Here is a 16,869-nt window from a genome sequence, read left to right as displayed (position 1 = left end):
GAATATGAGTATTTTCAGTTTACTATTTTATGGAATGTTAGCTATTTTGATTTTATCTCTTTTTTCTAGTTTTATTTTTATAGTTAATCAAGAAACAACAGCTATTCTTGAAAGAATGGGAAAATTTCATAGTATTCGTTATGCTGGATTAAATTTTAAGCTCCCTATTATAGATAATATAATAGGAAAACTTACGTTAAAAATTCAACAATTAGATGTATTAGTAGATACGAAGACAAAAGATAATGTTTTTGTTAAAGTAAAAGTATCGGTTCAATTCAAAGTAATAAAAGATAAAGTATATGAAGCTTTTTATAAATTGGATAATTCTCATGCTCAGATTACTTCTTATATATTTGATGTTGTTAGAGCAGAAGTTCCAAAAATGCGTTTAGATGATGTTTTTGAACGAAAAGATCATATAGCTCTTGCAGTTAAAGGAGAACTGGAAGGATCCATGTTGGATTATGGATATTCGATCATAAAAGCATTAGTCACAGATCTTGATCCAGATGAACAAGTAAAACAGGCTATGAATCGTATTAATACAGCCGAAAGAGAAAAAGTTGCGGCTGAATATAAAGCAGAAGCTGAAAGGATTAAAATTGTAGCTAAAGCAAAAGCAGAAGCTGAAAGTAAAAAATTACAAGGGAAAGGAACAGCAGATCAACGTAGAGAAATAGCTAGAGGAATTCTAGATTCTGTAGAAGTATTAAATAATGTAGGAATTAATTCACAAGAAGCTTCTGCTTTGATTGTGGTTACACAACATTATGATACTCTTCAGTCTATGGGAGAAAGTGGAAATACAAATTTAATTTTATTACCGAATTCCCCAGGATCAGCTAGTGAAATGTTAAACAATATGATCACTTCATTTAATATTTCTAACCAAATTGGAGAAACTCTTAAAAAAAAGAATAATAATAAAAAAAATTAATTTTAAATTTCATGGAAATCATAGGTATAGTAAAGAAACTATTTGATATTCAAAAATTTGATAGTGGATTTCAAAAAAAAGAAATAGTTCTTACCACGGAAGAGCCATATCCTCAAAATATATTAATTGAATTCATTCAAGATAAAGTGAATTTGTTAGAGAACATAAGACTAAAAGATAAAATAAAAGTTTTCATTAACATTAGGGGAAGAGAATGGACAAATCCTGAAGGAATTATAAAATATTTTAATTCCATACAAGGATGGAAAATAGAACATTATTCTCATCCTAATTCTATAGAAACTTCAAATAAAACTTCTACTACTTCTTTATCCTCTGATGATTTTGATGATTTACCTTTTTAGTTTTTTATAATAAATTATTATTGAATAATTCTTTGTAAATAATATCTTTTTTTAAATTCCATCTTTGAGATGGAGAATATTCTTTAGCATAAGAAATAATTTGAAAATGTAATTTTTTCCAATTTTGTTTTTTGAAAACACGTTTTGCATCTTTTTCTGTTTGTTTTACACTTTTTCCATTACTCAATTTCCAACGAAACATCATTCTGTGAATGTGAGTGTCTACAGGAAATAAATATTGATCGGATACATAAGATAAAAAAACAGATGCCGTTTTATCTCCCACTCCGGGTAAAGACTTTAATTCCAAAATATTCTTAGGAATAATTCCATTATATTTATTTATTAAAATATTCGATAAATCATAAATATTTTTAGATTTTTTGTTATAAAGTCCTATATTTTTTATAATATTTTTTATTTCTTCAATAGAAAAACGAATTATATCCATGGGAGTCTCAATCTTTGTAAATAAAAATTTTGTTATTTCATTTACTTTTTTTTCTTTGCTTCTGGCAGTTAGTATTATGGATATAAGTAAAGAATATTCGTTGATATAATACAAAGTACTGGTTGGATTAGGATATAAAAAATCTAATATATTTTCAATAATTTTTATTTTCTTTGAAAAAAAATTCATATATTCTTATGAATCTCAACTTTTATATCGTCATTTTTTGCATTCATTTTTAATGAAATTTGATCTCCTTTTTTTAATTTTTCGCTAATTATATATTCCGATATGGGATTTTTTATAAATTTTTCTATAACTCTTTTTAAAGGACGAGCCCCATATTCTTGATCAAATCCCTTCTTTTGAATAAAATCTTTTACTTCAGGAAACAGTGTTAATTCATAACCTAAATTGGATACATGAAGAATTATTTTTTTCAATTCAATACAAGTTATTTTTGATATATCTTCTTTTGTTAAAGAATTAAAAATAATAATATCGTCTATTCTATTTAAAAATTCAGGAGAAAAAGTTCGTTTTAAAGCTTGTTCCAATACATTTTTAATATAATTATTAAGTTTTCTTGCTTGAGTGTGAAAACCTATTCCTTGACCAAATTCTTTTAACTGTTGTGTTCCCGTATTTGAAGTAAAAATAATAACGGTATTTTTAAAATTTATTTTTCTTCCAATACTATCTGTTACACATCCATAATCCAATATTTGTAATAAAATATTAAATACTTCATGATGTGCTTTTTCTATCTCGTCCAATAATATTACAGAATAAGGCCTACGACGTATAATTTCTGTTAATTGTCCTCCTTCTTCATAACCTACATAACCTGGAGGAGCTCCTATTAATCTAGATACAGAAAATTTTTCCATATATTCACTCATATCTATCCTAATTAATGATTCTTCTGAATCAAACAATTCTTTAGCAAAAATTTTTGCTAAATATGTTTTTCCCACACCTGTTTGTCCTAAAAAAATAAAAGAACCTATAGGAGAATTAGGATCTTTTAATCCAGTTCTATTTCTTTGAACAGCTCTTACTATTTTTTTCACAGCTTCATTTTGTCCTACTATTTTTTCTTTTAATATATCTATCATTTTGCTCAATTTTTTCATTTCAGCTTGAGCTATTTTATTTACTGGAACTCCACTCATCATAGATACCACTTCTTCAACATTTTCTTCGGATACAATTTCTTTGTTTTTTTTAGAAGATTCTTCCCATTCTTTTTGAGCTTTTATTAATTGTTTTTCTATACGTTTTTCTGTATCACGTAAACGTGCAGCTTCTTCATACTTTTGACTTTTTACTACTTTAGATTTTTCTTCTCTAATACTTTCCAATTCTTTTTCCAAAAGAACTATTTCTTGTGGAACTTTTATATTCTTAATATGAACACGAGATCCTGCTTCGTCCAAAGCATCAATTGCTTTATCTGGTAAAAAACGATCTACAATATATCGTACGGTAAGATCTACACAAGCTTTTATTGCTTCTTTTGTATAAATAACGTTATGATGACTTTCATATTTTCCTTTTATCTTTTTTAAAATTTCTATAGTTTCTTCTTCAGAAGAAGGTTGCACTATGATTTTTTGAAACCTTCTTTCTAAAGCTCCATCTTTTTCTATATATTGTCTATATTCATTGAGTGTAGTAGCCCCAATACATTGAATATATCCTCTTGCTAAAGCAGGTTTAAATATGTTAGAAGCATCTAATGAACCTGTAGTACCTCCTGCTCCAATCATAGTATGAATTTCATCTATAAAAAGAATTAACTCTGCATTTTTTTCTGATTCATTTATAATGGCTTTCATTCTTTCTTCAAATTGTCCTCTATATTTAGTTCCAGCAACTAAACTTGCTAAATCTAATACAACGACTCTTTTATTGTACAAAACTCTAGAAACTTTTTTCTGCACAATACGCAATGCTAATCCTTCGGCAATAGCAGATTTTCCTACCCCAGGTTCTCCTATAAGAAGAGGGTTATTTTTTTTTCTTCTACTCAATATTTGAGAAACACGTTCAACTTCTTTATCTCTACCTACCACTGGATCTAATTTTCCTTCCATCGCTATAGAATTCAAATCTCTTCCAAAATTATCTAAAACAGGAGTTCTACTCCTTATTGAAGTTCCTCCATAATAACCAGAACCTGTTCCACTCCCTCCAGATCCATAAGAAGAAGCAGAACTTTCATTTTCAATATCTTCATCGGAATAAGCAGAATAGAAAAAAATTTTTTTTCTACTGTTTGATGAATAATGATAAATCATAAATTAAAATCATTAAAAGTATTTTCTAAAAAAAAGATAAAACATCTTAGAATAATTTAAATAGAAATATTCTGCAAACAAAAAGAATCATTGATAAAATTTTTTTTCTATTCTTTATTCTTGTATTTCCGAAGAAGATATTTTCAAATTTAATCGTTCTATTAATGTTTCTATTAATTTATTTTTTTTATATAAAAGATGATATTGTTCTATTGCACTTGAATTTTCTTTCACTATTTCTGCATTCGAATTTTCTTTCACTATTTCTGCATTCGAATTTTCTTTCACTATTTCTGCATTCGAATTTTCTTTCACTATTTCTGCATTCGAATTTTCTTTCACTATTTCTGCATTCGAATTTTTTTTCACTATTTCTGCATTCGAATTTTTTTTCACTATTTCAAATTCTAAATGTGTGTTATTCAATTTTTCTTTAAAATATTTTACAAAATGTGTTTTAATCAATAAAAAACCACGATTTTTTAATTTATCGGGTATAATAAAAAATATTTTATTTTTTTTTACTCGAAATTGTATTTCGTTTTTTAAAAAATATAAATAAATAGGATTTATTTTTCCATAAAATTTATGTATGAATTTTATCCAATTTTTTTGTAAAAACTCAATTTTTACATTTTCTTTTTCTTCTTCTAAGAAAAAATAATTTTTATAGGAATCAAATAAATATGACAATTGTATTAAATAAATTTCTATTGTTAATCTAGAATTTTTATTGAATTTTTCATATTCGTTTTTCAAACGAATACAAATACTTAAAGCATTTATTAAAAAATAATAAGATATTCTTTTTGATTGTGCAATATAAGATGACAATATCTCTTTCTTGAAATTCAAAAGATAAGATGTTTCATAATTTTTAGAAAAAAATAAATTTCTAAAATGTTTGATTAAACCTATGATAAAATCATAAGATTTCATCTTTTTTTGTAATATTTTATCTAATAAAATGAATATTTTATATATTTTTTTATCTAAAAGATAATCTACTAGTTTAAAATAGTATTCTATGTCAATAATCCCTAATTTTTTAATTAGAAATTCTTTAGATATTTTTTTTTCACTATATAAAATCAATTTATCAAATAAATAAAGAGCTTTACTAATAGATCCTTTTACATATTTGGACAAAATCAATAATGCTTCATTTTCTATTTCTATATTTTCTTTTGTAGCAATCATTTTTAAATGTAAAAAAATTTCTTTTGTAGAAATACTTTTGAATTCATATACTTGACAATACGATAGAATAAATTTGGGAATTTTTTTTTCTTCTGTACCACAAAAAATAAATAATATATGTGGATGTTTCTCTTCTATGAATCTTAGAATAGAATTGAAAATACATTGAGAAAACATATGTACATCATTAATAATAAATACATTATATTTTCCTACTCTAGGAATAAAACGAGATTCATTAATAATTTTATAAAAATATTCTAATGAATTATTAAAAATTCCATTAATCTCAAATCTATTTAAAGAAAAATCTCTTAATTCTGAATCTGAAAAAGAATTTAATTCGTTCGATAAAATTCGTGCACATGTATTTTTTCCTATTCCTTTTGGACCAAAGAAAAATAAAATTCGAGATAAACGATTTTCTTGTATTGCTTTTTTTAAAATAAAAATGATATCTTTTTGTCCTATTACTTCATTCCATTTCAAAGGCTTATATTTATCAGATAATACAGAAAAAACTTTATTCATAAATCAATATTATTTTCCACATATTACACATGCAAAATTTCTTGAATTTTTTCAGCAGCTTCCTTTAAAGTATCAGTAGAATAAATAGGAAGCAAACTTTTTGTCATTAATTCTTTTGCTACTTTTTCATTCGTTCCTTGTAAACGAACAACTATAGGAATTTCAATATCTTGATTAATTTTATAATAAGAATTTATAATTCCTTTTGCAACCGTATCACAACGTACAATTCCTCCAAATATATTTATTAATATCGTTTTTACAGATTTATCCTTTAATATAAGATAAAAAGCTTTTTCTACACGTTCTCTATCAGCAGATCCACCTATATCTAGAAAATTAGCGGGAACTCCTCCGTAAGATTTAATCATATCCATAGTTGCCATTGCTAATCCAGCTCCATTGACCATACATCCTACATTTCCTTCCAATTTTAAAAAGTTTAATTGAGCTTCATTAGCTTCTTTTTCGATTGAATCCATATCATCTCTATCACGTATTAAAGCATATTTTTTATGACGAAACAATGCATTATTATCTAAAACTATTTTTATATCAACTGGTATAATTTTTTTATCAAATGTTATTATCATAGGATTGATTTCTAATAGTAAAGCATCATAATTCATATAAGCTTTATAAAGTGATAATAAAAAAATACTAAAATTTTTCAAAGATTCATTATTATGTATCCCTAAATTGAACCCAATTTTTCTAGTTTGAAATAATTGAATCCCTAACATAGGGTCTATTATTTCTGTATATACTTTATTTTGATCTTTTTTTGAAACATTTTCTACATCTACTCCTCCTTCTTTAGAGTATAAAACTATATTTTTTTCTATATCACGATTTAATAATATGGATAAATAATACTCTGCAGGTGGAGTACATTCAGAACAATAAATATCTTCAGATAACAATATTTTTTTAACCAATTTACCTTGATTAGAAGTCTGAGAGGTTATTAAAAATTTTCCTAAAATATTTTTTGATTTTTCGTAAACTTCATCCAAATTTTTTGCAATTTGAATACCACCAGCTTTTCCTCGTCCTCCAGCATGAATTTGAGCTTTGATAACTAAAGAATTTTTTTTAGTTTTTTCAAAAAGAATTTTGGCTACTTTTACAGCCTCTTCTGGAGAAGAAGCGAGGATTCCTTCAGGAACTTGAATTGATAAAGAATTCAATATTTCTCTACCTTGGTATTCATGTAAATTCATTGAAAATAATTTTAATAGTAAATTTAAACTAAAATTCGTTTATTTTTGAAAGGAATAATTTTTAAAATTACAAAAAAATGATTCAGGCTAAAAACATTTACAAATCTTTTGGAAAAGACGAAATTTTAAAAGGAGTAAATATAAAGGTTAAAGAAGGAAAAATGGTGTGTCTATTGGGAGAGTCTGGAGCGGGAAAAAGTACTTTATTACATATTTTAGGAACTTTAGAAAAACCAACGATAAAAAAAAAATAAAAACTGTTATAAAAATTAACAAAAAAGAAATATTATCTCTAACAGATAAAGAACTTTCCCTTTTAAGGAATCAAAAAATAGGATTTATATTTCAAACTCCTCAACTTTTTACTGAATTTACTGTGTTAGAAAATGTTTGTTTACCAGGTTTTATTTACAAAAAAAATAAAGAATATGTAAAAAAAAAAGCTATAAATTTATTAAAAAAATTAAATTTATCTAAGTATAATAATTCAAAAATAGAAGAATTATCTGGAGGACAAAAACAAAGATTATCTGTAGCAAGGGCTTTGATTAATGATCCAAAAATTATTTTTGCAGATGAACCTTCTGGTAATTTAGATGCAAAAAATGCAAAAAAATTACATAATTTTTTTTCTTTTCTAAACCAGAAATTAAAACAAACTTTTTTAATTGTCACTCATAATCTAGAATTAGCAGATATGGCTGATGAAAAATTAAAAATAGAAAATGGAATTGTATACAAGGTTTATAAATAAAAATATTTATGCTTTTAAAAAACAAACTTTCTCTTAAACATATCATAAAAAAATCCGTAAATAAAAATGAAAACACACTCTTTTTAATGATTCATGGGTATGGAAGCAATGAAAGAGATCTTTTTTCTTTTGAAAAAGATCTTCCAGAAGATTTTTTCATAATTAGTATTCAGGGTATTTATTCTATTGGAGCAGATCAATATTCTTGGTATGATATAGATTTTGATAATGAAAAAAAATTCATTAATATAATACAGGCTAAAAAAACTATTGAAAAAATATCATTTTTTATAAATGAAGCTATTAAAGAGTATAAATTAAAAAAGAATCCAGTATGGATATGTGGGTTTAGCCAAGGTGCTATTTTAAGCTACGCTATAGCATTGAAAAATTCTGATAAAATAAAAAAAGTAATTGCTTTAAGTGGATATTTAGAAAATAATATTTTGCCAGAAGAAATGAATCATATTACTGATTTAGAATTTTTTATATCTCATGGTAAATATGATTCCATAATTCCCGTGAATTGGGTAAAAAAAGGATTAAAATTTTTAAAACAAAAAAAAATACTTTCTTTATTTTATAAAGAGTATGAGTCTGGACATACCTTGAATGATTTCAACTATCAAGATCTTATTAATTGGATTAAAGAAAAACATTCTGAATAAAAATTTGAATTATGAGTAAACATTCAAAAATGATATTATTTATATTTATTTTATTGGGATCTATTTTTTCGTTTTTTTTTAAAAATTATTTATATGGATATATTTTATTTTTATTAAGTTTAATCCCTATTTTCTTCATTTTTAGAAATGAATTTTTATTATTAGCCTTTCTTAAAATAAGAAAAAAAGACATGAAAGGATTAAAAAAATATTTAGGATATATTAAAAACCCTCAATTACAATTGACTAAAAATCAAATAGCTTATTATTATTTTTTGAATGGAATTTTGTACTCAGAAAATAACATTTTTAGATCAGAAAATTATATGAAAAAGGCTTTAGATTTAGGATTGAAATTTAAACAAAATATAGCTATTGCTAAATTAAATTTGGCAATAGCTTCTTTGTCAAAAGGAAACAAAAAAAGAGCTGAATTTTTATTATTAGAAGCAAAAAAAATGGATATTTCTGGTTTATTGCACGATCAAATTCAAATCATCAAAATACAAATGAAAAAAATAAATATAGGAAATATAAATAGACCTAATCCTTATATTAGAAAAAAATTCTAGCGTAAACGAATAATCCATAATCCTCTATTGATATATCCTTCTTCATCAGAAATTTTATGATATTCATATTTACTTACCAATCCTGAAAAAGATTTTTTATTTATTATTTTAAATAAATTGTTATTTTCAATAAGCCTATATAATATATCATAAGATAAATCAAATCCTAATAACTGGTATTTATTTAGATTATCTCCAAGTTTTTTTTTCATGAAAAAGAACATTTTTTTTTTATTTTCATCATTCTTATTGAAATGATACCTACTTGTAAATAAGAATTTATACTCTTTTAACAAGGAAATATTTTTATAATAAATATTATTATAACCTATTCCAAAAGGAATAATTTTGTTTATTGGAAATCTTTTAATAAATTCAATAAACTCTTTTCCTAAAAGAGAATTTCCTCCCAAAAAAACAGCAAAAAAAGGTGTATTATTAATAATATTGGAAAAATTATTTTTTAAATAATAAATTTGAAAATGAAGATTCCATTGTAACAATTTATTTTTTATGAAATTTGTAATTTTTTTGGATGGATCTTCTCCTAACAGATATAATTTTTTTATTTTTTCTTTTTGATGAATAATTTTTATTTCTTTTAAAATCGGTTCTATTAGATAAATATCTTTTGCTTCAGCTTGAATAATGTTAGGATAAAAATCTAAATGATCAGAAGATATAAAAGGAGAAATAATAGGTATTCTTTTATTATTTCTAGCTACTTCTTCTAAAGAAGAACGAAAAAAAGGTCCGATAATAGCATGAATTTTAGATAAATCATATGAATGAATAAAATTAGTAATCCTTTTTCTTTCATTTTTAGTATCAAATATTTGAATATTAATTTTTTGTTTTTTTTTCAATAAAAGAACAAAATCAATAGCAGTTTTAGATCCAAGATAAAAGGAAAAAGCATGATCACTAAGTTTTTTATTTTCCTGATTTATTTCTGTAGAACTAAAAAATAAAGGAAGCATAAATATAATGTTAATAGGTTTTGTGTGATATGATTTATCTTCTTTTTTTTTTATGATGATTTTTTCTTGATTATATTCAGATTTTTGGTTTTTTACACCTCCTAATAAAATGATAAAAGAAAAAAGAATGATAAAAGTTTTTTTCATGTTAAAAAATTTCCATCATTTTTATATTAAAATTTATAATTCTAATTTCTTATTAATATTTTCTTCACTTCCTCCCATCAATAATTTTATAGGATTTTCTAAGGATTCCTTTACAGACACTAAGAATCCTACAGATTCTCTTCCATCAATAATTCTATGATCATAGGATAAAGCTAAATACATTATAGGACGTATTTCAATGGATCCATTAATTACTACAGGTCTTTCCATAATCTTATGCATTCCTAATATAGCACTTTGTGGTGGATTTATAATCGGAGTAGATAGCATAGATCCAAAAATTCCTCCATTAGTAATCGTGAAAGTTCCTCCTGTCATTTCATCTATAGAGATCGTTCCATTATAAACACGAGTTGATAATTTGAATATTTCTTCTTCTATTCCTCTAAATGATAAATGTTCAGCATTTCTAATTACGGGAACCATTAATCCTTTAGGTCCAGATATAGCAATACTAATATCATAATACTCAAAATTAATTTTTTCTCCTTCATTAATCATAGCATTAACATCTGGATAAAGTTTTAAAGCCCTAATACAAGATAAAGTAAAGAAAGACATAAAACCTAAATTAACTCCATGTTTTTTCTTAAAAAGATCTTTATATTTTTTTCTTATAAAAAAAATTTCTTGCATATCTACTTCATTAAATGTAGTCAGAGAAGCTGTCTTATTTTTTACATCAACTAATCTTTCTGAAAGTTTTCTTCTTAAAGAAGAAAGAGGAGTTATTGTTTTCGATCTATATGTTGTAATAGTTCTACCTATACTCGTATTAGAAACGAAAGGAGTATTATTTTCTTCTAAATGAAAAATACAATCTGATTTTGTAATTCTACCATGTTTTCCAGTACCTTGAATAGATTCAATAGAAATGTTTTTTTCTTTTAAAATTTTTTTTGAAGCTGGAGAAGGAATTTTAAAATTTATAGAAGAGGTTTTTTCAATATTATCTTTTTCTTTATATTTATCCTCTGTAATCAGATATTCTTTAGAAGAATCGATAGAACATAAAGTATCTCCAACTCGTATTTTTTCTCCTTTTTTTACCATTAAGGTTATTATTCCATTCTCTTCTGCAGAAATTTCTAAAGTAGCTTTATCCGAATCTATTTCGGCTATTGTCTGACCTTTATTAACATAATCTCCAGTTTTTACAAGCCATGCGGAAACTTCTACCTCTGTTATGGATTCTCCTGGAGAGGGGACTTTTACCTTTACTATCATAATTTAAATTTTAAAGAAAAGCTTCTTTTAATATTTTGTTTTGAATTCTTAAAAAATCAGGATAAGATCCTGTAGACGGGCTAGAACTTTCAGATGGAGCGATTAAATGGAATGAGATAATATTTCCCAATTTTCTTAAAATAAAACTCCATAAACCCATATTTTCTGGTTCTTCTTGTACCCAAAAAATTTCTTTTTTATTTTTATATTTATCAATAATTTCCTTAATTTTTTCCACTTTTAATGGATATATTTGTTCTATACGAATTAATGCGGTTTTATCATCTTGAATAGATTCTTTTTTATTTAATAATTCATAATACATCTTACCAGAACAAAAAATTAATTTTTTTATTTTATTTATGTCCTTGATATAAGGATCATCCAATATTTCCTGAAACATTTCTGTTGCGAGATCATTTATGGTAGATAAACATTTCATATTTCTAAGCAAACTTTTAGGAGTAAAAACTATCAGAGGTTTTCTATATTTTAATTTCATTTGTCTTCTTATAAGATGATAAAAATTAGCTGGAGTGGTGCAATTAACTACAAATAGATTATTATTAGCACAAAGTTGTAAATAACGTTCAATACGCGCAGAAGAATGTTCTGGTCCTTGTCCTTCATATCCATGAGGAAGTAATAATACAATTCCATTTCTAATTTTCCATTTATTTTCTCCAGAAGAAATATATTGATCTATTATAATTTGCCCTCCATTTACAAAATCTCCAAATTGAGCTTCCCACAAAGTTAAAACATGAGGAGAATACATGGCATATCCATAATCAAAACCTAAAACTCCATATTCTGAAAGTGGTGAATTAAATATTTGTATTTTACCTTGTTCTGTACAGATTTGATTAAGAGTAATAATTTCTTCTTCTTCTTCTGTTTTTACAACAGCATGACGTTGAGAAAACGTTCCTCTTGCTACATCTTCTCCTGATAAACGAATATGAATTCCTTCGTACAAAAGCGTTCCATATGCTAATAATTCTGCCATACTCCAATCAACTAATTCTTTTTTAATCATTTCTAATCTTTTTTGAAAAATGAATTTTGTTTTTTTAAAGAATTTTTTATTTTTGGGAAGAGAAAAAATTTGATTGGATATTTTTCTAATTTTTTCTATTGAAAATTGTGTATCTACCTTTTTAAAAATTTCTTCATTATTAGATACTATAGGAAAATTTCTCCATTCTTTTTCTAAAAAAGAATTTAATACGTTCCATTTAATATTACTTGCTTCATTATATTTTGTATTAAGAACGTTTTCATATTCTTTTTCCATATTTTTTACGTCATCATGACTAATAACTTTTTCTTTTTCCAATTTTTTTCTATATAAATTGTAAGAATTAGTATGTTTGGAGATAGCTTTGTATAAAGAAGGTTGAGTAAATCTCGGTTCATCTCCTTCATTGTGTCCATATTTTCTATATCCCAATAAGTCTATGAAAATATCTTCATGATAACGCATTCTAAAGTCTACAGCAAAATAAATAGCTCGGATAACAGATTCTACATCATCTGCATTAATATGTAATACTGGTAGCATAAGGGTTTTAGCTATATCAGTACAATATACACTGGAACGACCTTCAGTATAATCTGTGGTAAATCCTATTTGATTATTAATGACGATATGAATTGTTCCTCCAGTTTTATATCCTTTTAATTGAGATAATTGAAGAACTTCATATACAATTCCTTGACCGGATAACGCCGCATCTCCATGAATTAAAATGGGAATAATTTTTTCGGAATTACTATTTTGATTATAAATCATATCTATTTTTGCACGGGTAATTCCTTCCACAATGGCATCTACAGATTCTAAATGAGAAGGATTAGGAACTAAATTCATTTTAATATATCGGCCTTTTCTAGTTGTTCTTATTTTTGAAAATCCTAAATGATATTTAACATCGCCAGAAAAAGTTTTTTCTTTATATTCCTTTCCTTGAAATTCACTAAATATCTGAGAGTAATTTTTTTGAAAAAAATTAGAAAGTATATTTATACGACCTCTATGTGACATTCCAATTATGAAATCTTCAGTGAGATATTTATCAGCTGTATATTCTATCATTTCTTCCAATGCAGGTAATATGGATTCATTTCCTTCAATAGAAAATCTTTTTTGTCCTACAAATTTGGTATGAATAAAATTTTCAAAAGTAATTGCTTCATTTAATTTTTTCAAAAAAAATTTTTTTTCTTCCGGAAAAAATTGTAATTTATTTTTTTTAAACCATTTTTCAATCCAATTAATTTTTTCATAATCAGAAATGTGCATGTATTCAATTCCTATAGAACCGCAATAGATTTTTTTTAGGTGATTAATTATATTTCTTAATGATGTTTTTCCTATTCCTATTATCTTTCCAACTTCAAAAGATATATCTAATTCTTTTTCAGATAATCCAAAATTATCCAAATTTAAAGAAGGAAAATGGATCCTCCTTTTTCGTATAGGATTTGTATTTGTGAAGAAATGACCTCTTTTTCGATAAGCCTGAATTAAATTATATACTAAAAATTCTTTTTGTATGATATCGTTGATATCAATTTCTGATTCTGATTCTGATTTTGTAACGTTTTCATTGTTTTCTTTACCAAAATCAAATCCATGGAAAAAGGCACTCCAACTTGATTCTATTGAATTAGGATTTTCTTTATATTTATTATATAGAAATTCTATATCTTTAAAATGAATAGCATTTAGAAAAGAATATCTATCATTCATACATATACTGTTTTTTTATTTCAAATTTAAACATTTTAAATATCTATCAAAGTTTATTTTTTATTTGTAAATAATTTTGATATACTATTACATTTTTCAATCACTAAATTCAATTCATTTTTTTTTGTTCCCATAGCAGTAGCAAAAGAAGAATTTCCCCAATATTTTCCGTTTATATGAGAAGCTATTTTACATATTATTTTATGAGCATGAACATTATTATTATTAATAATAAAATCAGAAATAGATATAAAAATAATTACTTTTTCATTTTTTACAAATCCTATAACCATAAATAAATTATGAATTTCATATCTTAAATCTAAGGCAATTCTCCTCATAATATTGATTTCTTTTTCTTCATCAAAATCAATTTCACATATATATTTTATAGAAGATAATTGAATGGCTTTCAAAGTATATTCTTTTTTTAATATTTTAATTTTTTGTAAATTAATTTTTGATATTTCTTGTTTTAATTTTTCATTAGAATTTCGTAAAATTGAAAAACTTTTTATAGGAGATTCTGGATATTTCATTATCTCTTTTAAAGATTGATACTGATCACGAATATATTTCAAATATTGAACTGCTTTTTTTGAAGTTATGGCCTTAATTCTACGTATTCCATGTGATACAGAAGATTCTGATAAGATTTCAAAAATTTGAATTAATCCAGTATGTTGAACATGAGTCCCAATACACAATTCAGAAGATTCTCCAAAAGTGACAACTCTAACTTCTTGTTTATATTTATATTCAAATATTTCTATTTCACTAAAAGAAACATTTTTTCTAGCTTCTTGCAAAGAAGAATATATTTTTGTTTTTAAAAAAATATCAGAAAAAATTAATTCTTGAACTAAATTTTCTATCTGATGTAATTCTTTAATAGTTATTTTTTTATAATGAGAAAAATCAAATCTTAGATAATCATCTCCTACATAAGAACCTTTTTGTTGAATATGATTTCCTAGAATTTTTTTCAAAGCAAAATGTAATAAATGGGTAGAAGTATGATTTTTTTCTATTTTTTCTCTCCTATTTTTATTTACTATAGCCTTAAAATAAGCAAAAATATCTGAAGGTAGTTTTTCAACAGAGTGTATAATAATGGAATTTTCTTTTTGAGTATCAAAAATATAAATTTCATCAATTTTATTTTTTATAATTCCGGTATCTCCCAATTGACCACCCCCTTCCGGATAAAAAGGAGTTTTAGAAAAAACTAATTCATAATAATGTGTTTTTTTTAATTTATTTTCTACTTCTCTATATTTTAATATAAAAATATTACACTCTGTAAAATCATATCCTATAAAATTTGAATTTTCATAAAAATTATCATGTACTTTTATCCAATCATTTTTAATGATTGAATTACTTTCTTTTTTTGATCTTTCTTGTTGTTCTAATAATTTTTTTTGAAATGATTTTTCATCAATGAACAGATTATTTTTTTCAACCAATATTTTAGATAATTTCATAGGAAAACCATAAGTATCGTATAATTGAAAAATTTCTTTTCCATCGATAATTTTTTCATTTTTTTCTTTATATTGATCGATTATATATTGAATTTTTTTACTTCCTTTTTCAATCACATTGAAAAAAGATAACTCTTCTTCTTTAATGATATCTTGTATGTATTTTTTTTTATTTTCCAATTCTGGAAAAGAACTTTTCATTTCTATCACTAAAGAATCTACGAATTTATAAATAAAAGGTTCCTTTTGTGCTAAAAAACGGTTAGCAAAAATAATGGCTCTTCTGAGTATTCTTTTTATTATATAACCTGCTCCATTATTCGATGGAAGTTGTCCATCTGAAATAGAAAAAACAATAGCTCTTAAATGATCAGCTATAACCCGTATAGAGATCCTTTGATGAAAATCGTCTTGATAAATATTTCCTAAATAATCTTTTATATTTTTAATAATAGGATAAAAAATATCAGTTTCATAACTGGATATTTTTCCTTGCAAAACCATACATAATCTTTCCAATCCCATTCCTGTATCAACATGTTTTGTATAAAGTTTTTCTAATGTTCCATTTGACTTACGCATAAATTCTATAAAAACGAGATTCCAAATCTCTATTACTTTAGGATGTTTTTTATTAATAAGGTATTTTCCAGGTAACATTTTTTTTTCTTTTTCGTTACGTAAATCTATATGAATTTCTGAACAAGGCCCACAAGGACCTGTTGATCCCATTTCCCAAAAATTCTCCTTTTTTCCAAAAAATAGAATATTATTTTCGTTAATTAAAGTTTTCCAATATCTGAAAGTTTCCTGATCCATGGGTAATTCATCTTTTTTATCTCCAATGAAAATAGATACATAAATATTTTGATTGGGAATATTATATACTTTAATTAATAATTCCCAAGCCCACTCTATAGTTTCTTTTCTTGAATAATCACCAAAAGACCAATTTCCTAACATTTCGAACATAGTATGATGATAATTATCAAATCCTACATTTTCTAAATCATTGTGTTTTCCAGTTACTCTCAAACATTTTTGAATATTTGCTATTCTCGTATGTATAGGTTTTACATGCCCTAAAAAATAATCTTTGAAAGGATTCATTCCGGCATTAACAAAAAAAAGAGTAGGATCACTTTTTGAATAAATGGGAAAAGAAGAAATGATTTTATGTTTTTTTTTTTGAAAAAAATTGAGAAAAGTGTCTTTAATTAATTTATATCTCATTGTTATTTAGCA

12 protein-coding genes and 1 pseudogene are annotated in these 16,869 nt (G+C 24.6%); 5 read left to right on the top strand and 8 right to left on the bottom strand.

What is annotated here, in order from left to right; translation table 11 throughout:
* The first annotated feature begins 4 nt into the window (after positions 1–4).
* Together H0H50_RS00275 and H0H50_RS00270 are read left to right on the top strand one after the other, a co-directional pair.
* Entirely contained in the window at positions 5–940 is a 936-nt protein-coding gene (locus tag H0H50_RS00275) for an SPFH domain-containing protein (RefSeq protein ID WP_185867189.1), read from the top strand.
* Between the two features lie 11 nt (positions 941–951).
* Positions 952–1,305 carry a DUF3127 domain-containing protein gene (locus tag H0H50_RS00270; RefSeq protein ID WP_185867188.1) on the top strand — a complete coding sequence of 118 codons (354 nt, stop codon included), beginning with the start codon at positions 952–954 and terminating at the stop codon, positions 1,303–1,305.
* Between the two features lie 4 nt (positions 1,306–1,309).
* Here the strand turns inward: H0H50_RS00270 and H0H50_RS00265 are convergent, their stop codons facing one another.
* The 4 genes from H0H50_RS00265 to sucC all read right to left on the bottom strand — a co-directional run bounded on the left by H0H50_RS00265 (position 1,310) and on the right by sucC (position 7,013).
* Complete coding sequence (locus H0H50_RS00265; protein WP_185867187.1) at positions 1,310–1,945, bottom strand: endonuclease III domain-containing protein; 636 nt, start codon at positions 1,943–1,945, stop codon at positions 1,310–1,312.
* A complete protein-coding gene (locus H0H50_RS00260) occupies positions 1,942–4,059 on the bottom strand; it encodes an ATP-dependent Clp protease ATP-binding subunit (RefSeq protein ID WP_185867186.1) in 2,118 nt (705 codons plus the stop codon). The genes H0H50_RS00265 and H0H50_RS00260 overlap by 4 nt, the downstream gene beginning before the upstream one ends.
* A 114-nt stretch (positions 4,060–4,173) precedes the next feature.
* Positions 4,174–5,790 carry an AAA family ATPase gene (locus H0H50_RS00255; protein WP_185867185.1) on the bottom strand — a complete coding sequence of 539 codons (1,617 nt, stop codon included), beginning with the start codon at positions 5,788–5,790 and terminating at the stop codon, positions 4,174–4,176.
* A gap of 23 nt (positions 5,791–5,813) precedes the next feature.
* Positions 5,814–7,013, bottom strand: a complete 1,200-nt coding sequence (gene sucC / locus H0H50_RS00250) for an ADP-forming succinate--CoA ligase subunit beta (RefSeq protein WP_185867184.1) — start codon at positions 7,011–7,013, stop codon at positions 5,814–5,816.
* A 77-nt stretch (positions 7,014–7,090) separates the two neighbouring features.
* Here sucC and H0H50_RS00245 point away from each other — a divergent pair.
* The 3 genes and pseudogenes from H0H50_RS00245 to H0H50_RS00235 all read left to right on the top strand — a co-directional run bounded on the left by H0H50_RS00245 (position 7,091) and on the right by H0H50_RS00235 (position 9,007).
* Positions 7,091–7,767 (top strand): annotated as a pseudogene (locus H0H50_RS00245) (ABC transporter ATP-binding protein).
* An 8-nt stretch (positions 7,768–7,775) separates the two neighbouring features.
* A complete protein-coding gene (locus tag H0H50_RS00240) occupies positions 7,776–8,435 on the top strand; it encodes an alpha/beta hydrolase (protein ID WP_185867183.1) in 660 nt (219 codons plus the stop codon).
* Between the two features lie 11 nt (positions 8,436–8,446).
* The gene (locus tag H0H50_RS00235; protein WP_185867182.1) at positions 8,447–9,007 is read left to right on the top strand and encodes a hypothetical protein; all 561 of its coding nucleotides are present in this window, start codon (positions 8,447–8,449) and stop codon (positions 9,005–9,007) included.
* Here the strand turns inward: H0H50_RS00235 and H0H50_RS00230 are convergent.
* Genes H0H50_RS00230 through alaS form a run of 4 tightly spaced genes read right to left on the bottom strand, consistent with a single transcriptional unit; the run spans position 9,004 to position 16,857 of the window.
* Entirely contained in the window at positions 9,004–10,134 is a 1,131-nt protein-coding gene (locus H0H50_RS00230) for an ABC transporter substrate-binding protein (protein ID WP_185867181.1), read from the bottom strand. The two genes, H0H50_RS00235 and H0H50_RS00230, sit on opposite strands and share 4 nt — an antisense overlap.
* A gap of 33 nt (positions 10,135–10,167) precedes the next feature.
* Positions 10,168–11,382, bottom strand: coding sequence for a 2-oxoglutarate dehydrogenase complex dihydrolipoyllysine-residue succinyltransferase (odhB, locus tag H0H50_RS00225; protein ID WP_185867180.1), 1,215 nt, complete (start codon positions 11,380–11,382; stop codon positions 10,168–10,170).
* A gap of 10 nt (positions 11,383–11,392) precedes the next feature.
* A complete protein-coding gene (locus H0H50_RS00220) occupies positions 11,393–14,137 on the bottom strand; it encodes a 2-oxoglutarate dehydrogenase E1 component (RefSeq protein WP_185867179.1) in 2,745 nt (914 codons plus the stop codon).
* Between the two features lie 53 nt (positions 14,138–14,190).
* The gene (gene alaS / locus H0H50_RS00215; protein WP_185867178.1) at positions 14,191–16,857 is read right to left on the bottom strand and encodes an alanine--tRNA ligase; all 2,667 of its coding nucleotides are present in this window, start codon (positions 16,855–16,857) and stop codon (positions 14,191–14,193) included.
* Positions 16,858–16,869: the final 12 nt, after the last annotated feature.

This window comes from Blattabacterium cuenoti (assembly GCF_014252015.1).
GTDB classification, from domain to species: Bacteria; Bacteroidota; Bacteroidia; order Flavobacteriales; family Blattabacteriaceae; genus Blattabacterium; species Blattabacterium cuenoti_U.
Note: the sequence above shows the minus strand (reverse complement) of the source record. Positions and strands in the feature narration are given on the sequence as shown.

What these genes read in the sequence shown, in the direction of transcription:
- H0H50_RS00275 (WP_185867189.1), top strand. Translation starts at nt 5, where the DNA reads ATGAGTATTTTCAGTTTACTATTTTATGGAATGTTAGCTATTTTGATT.
- H0H50_RS00270 (WP_185867188.1), top strand. Translation starts at nt 952, where the DNA reads ATGGAAATCATAGGTATAGTAAAGAAACTATTTGATATTCAAAAATTT.
- H0H50_RS00265 (WP_185867187.1), bottom strand. Translation starts at nt 1,945, where the DNA reads ATGAATTTTTTTTCAAAGAAAATAAAAATTATTGAAAATATATTAGAT.
- H0H50_RS00260 (WP_185867186.1), bottom strand. Translation starts at nt 4,059, where the DNA reads ATGATTTATCATTATTCATCAAACAGTAGAAAAAAAATTTTTTTCTAT.
- H0H50_RS00255 (WP_185867185.1), bottom strand. Translation starts at nt 5,790, where the DNA reads ATGAATAAAGTTTTTTCTGTATTATCTGATAAATATAAGCCTTTGAAA.
- sucC (WP_185867184.1), bottom strand. Translation starts at nt 7,013, where the DNA reads ATGAATTTACATGAATACCAAGGTAGAGAAATATTGAATTCTTTATCA.
- H0H50_RS00240 (WP_185867183.1), top strand. Translation starts at nt 7,776, where the DNA reads ATGCTTTTAAAAAACAAACTTTCTCTTAAACATATCATAAAAAAATCC.
- H0H50_RS00235 (WP_185867182.1), top strand. Translation starts at nt 8,447, where the DNA reads ATGAGTAAACATTCAAAAATGATATTATTTATATTTATTTTATTGGGA.
- H0H50_RS00230 (WP_185867181.1), bottom strand. Translation starts at nt 10,134, where the DNA reads ATGAAAAAAACTTTTATCATTCTTTTTTCTTTTATCATTTTATTAGGA.
- odhB (WP_185867180.1), bottom strand. Translation starts at nt 11,382, where the DNA reads ATGATAGTAAAGGTAAAAGTCCCCTCTCCAGGAGAATCCATAACAGAG.
- H0H50_RS00220 (WP_185867179.1), bottom strand. Translation starts at nt 14,137, where the DNA reads ATGAATGATAGATATTCTTTTCTAAATGCTATTCATTTTAAAGATATA.
- alaS (WP_185867178.1), bottom strand. Translation starts at nt 16,857, where the DNA reads ATGAGATATAAATTAATTAAAGACACTTTTCTCAATTTTTTTCAAAAA.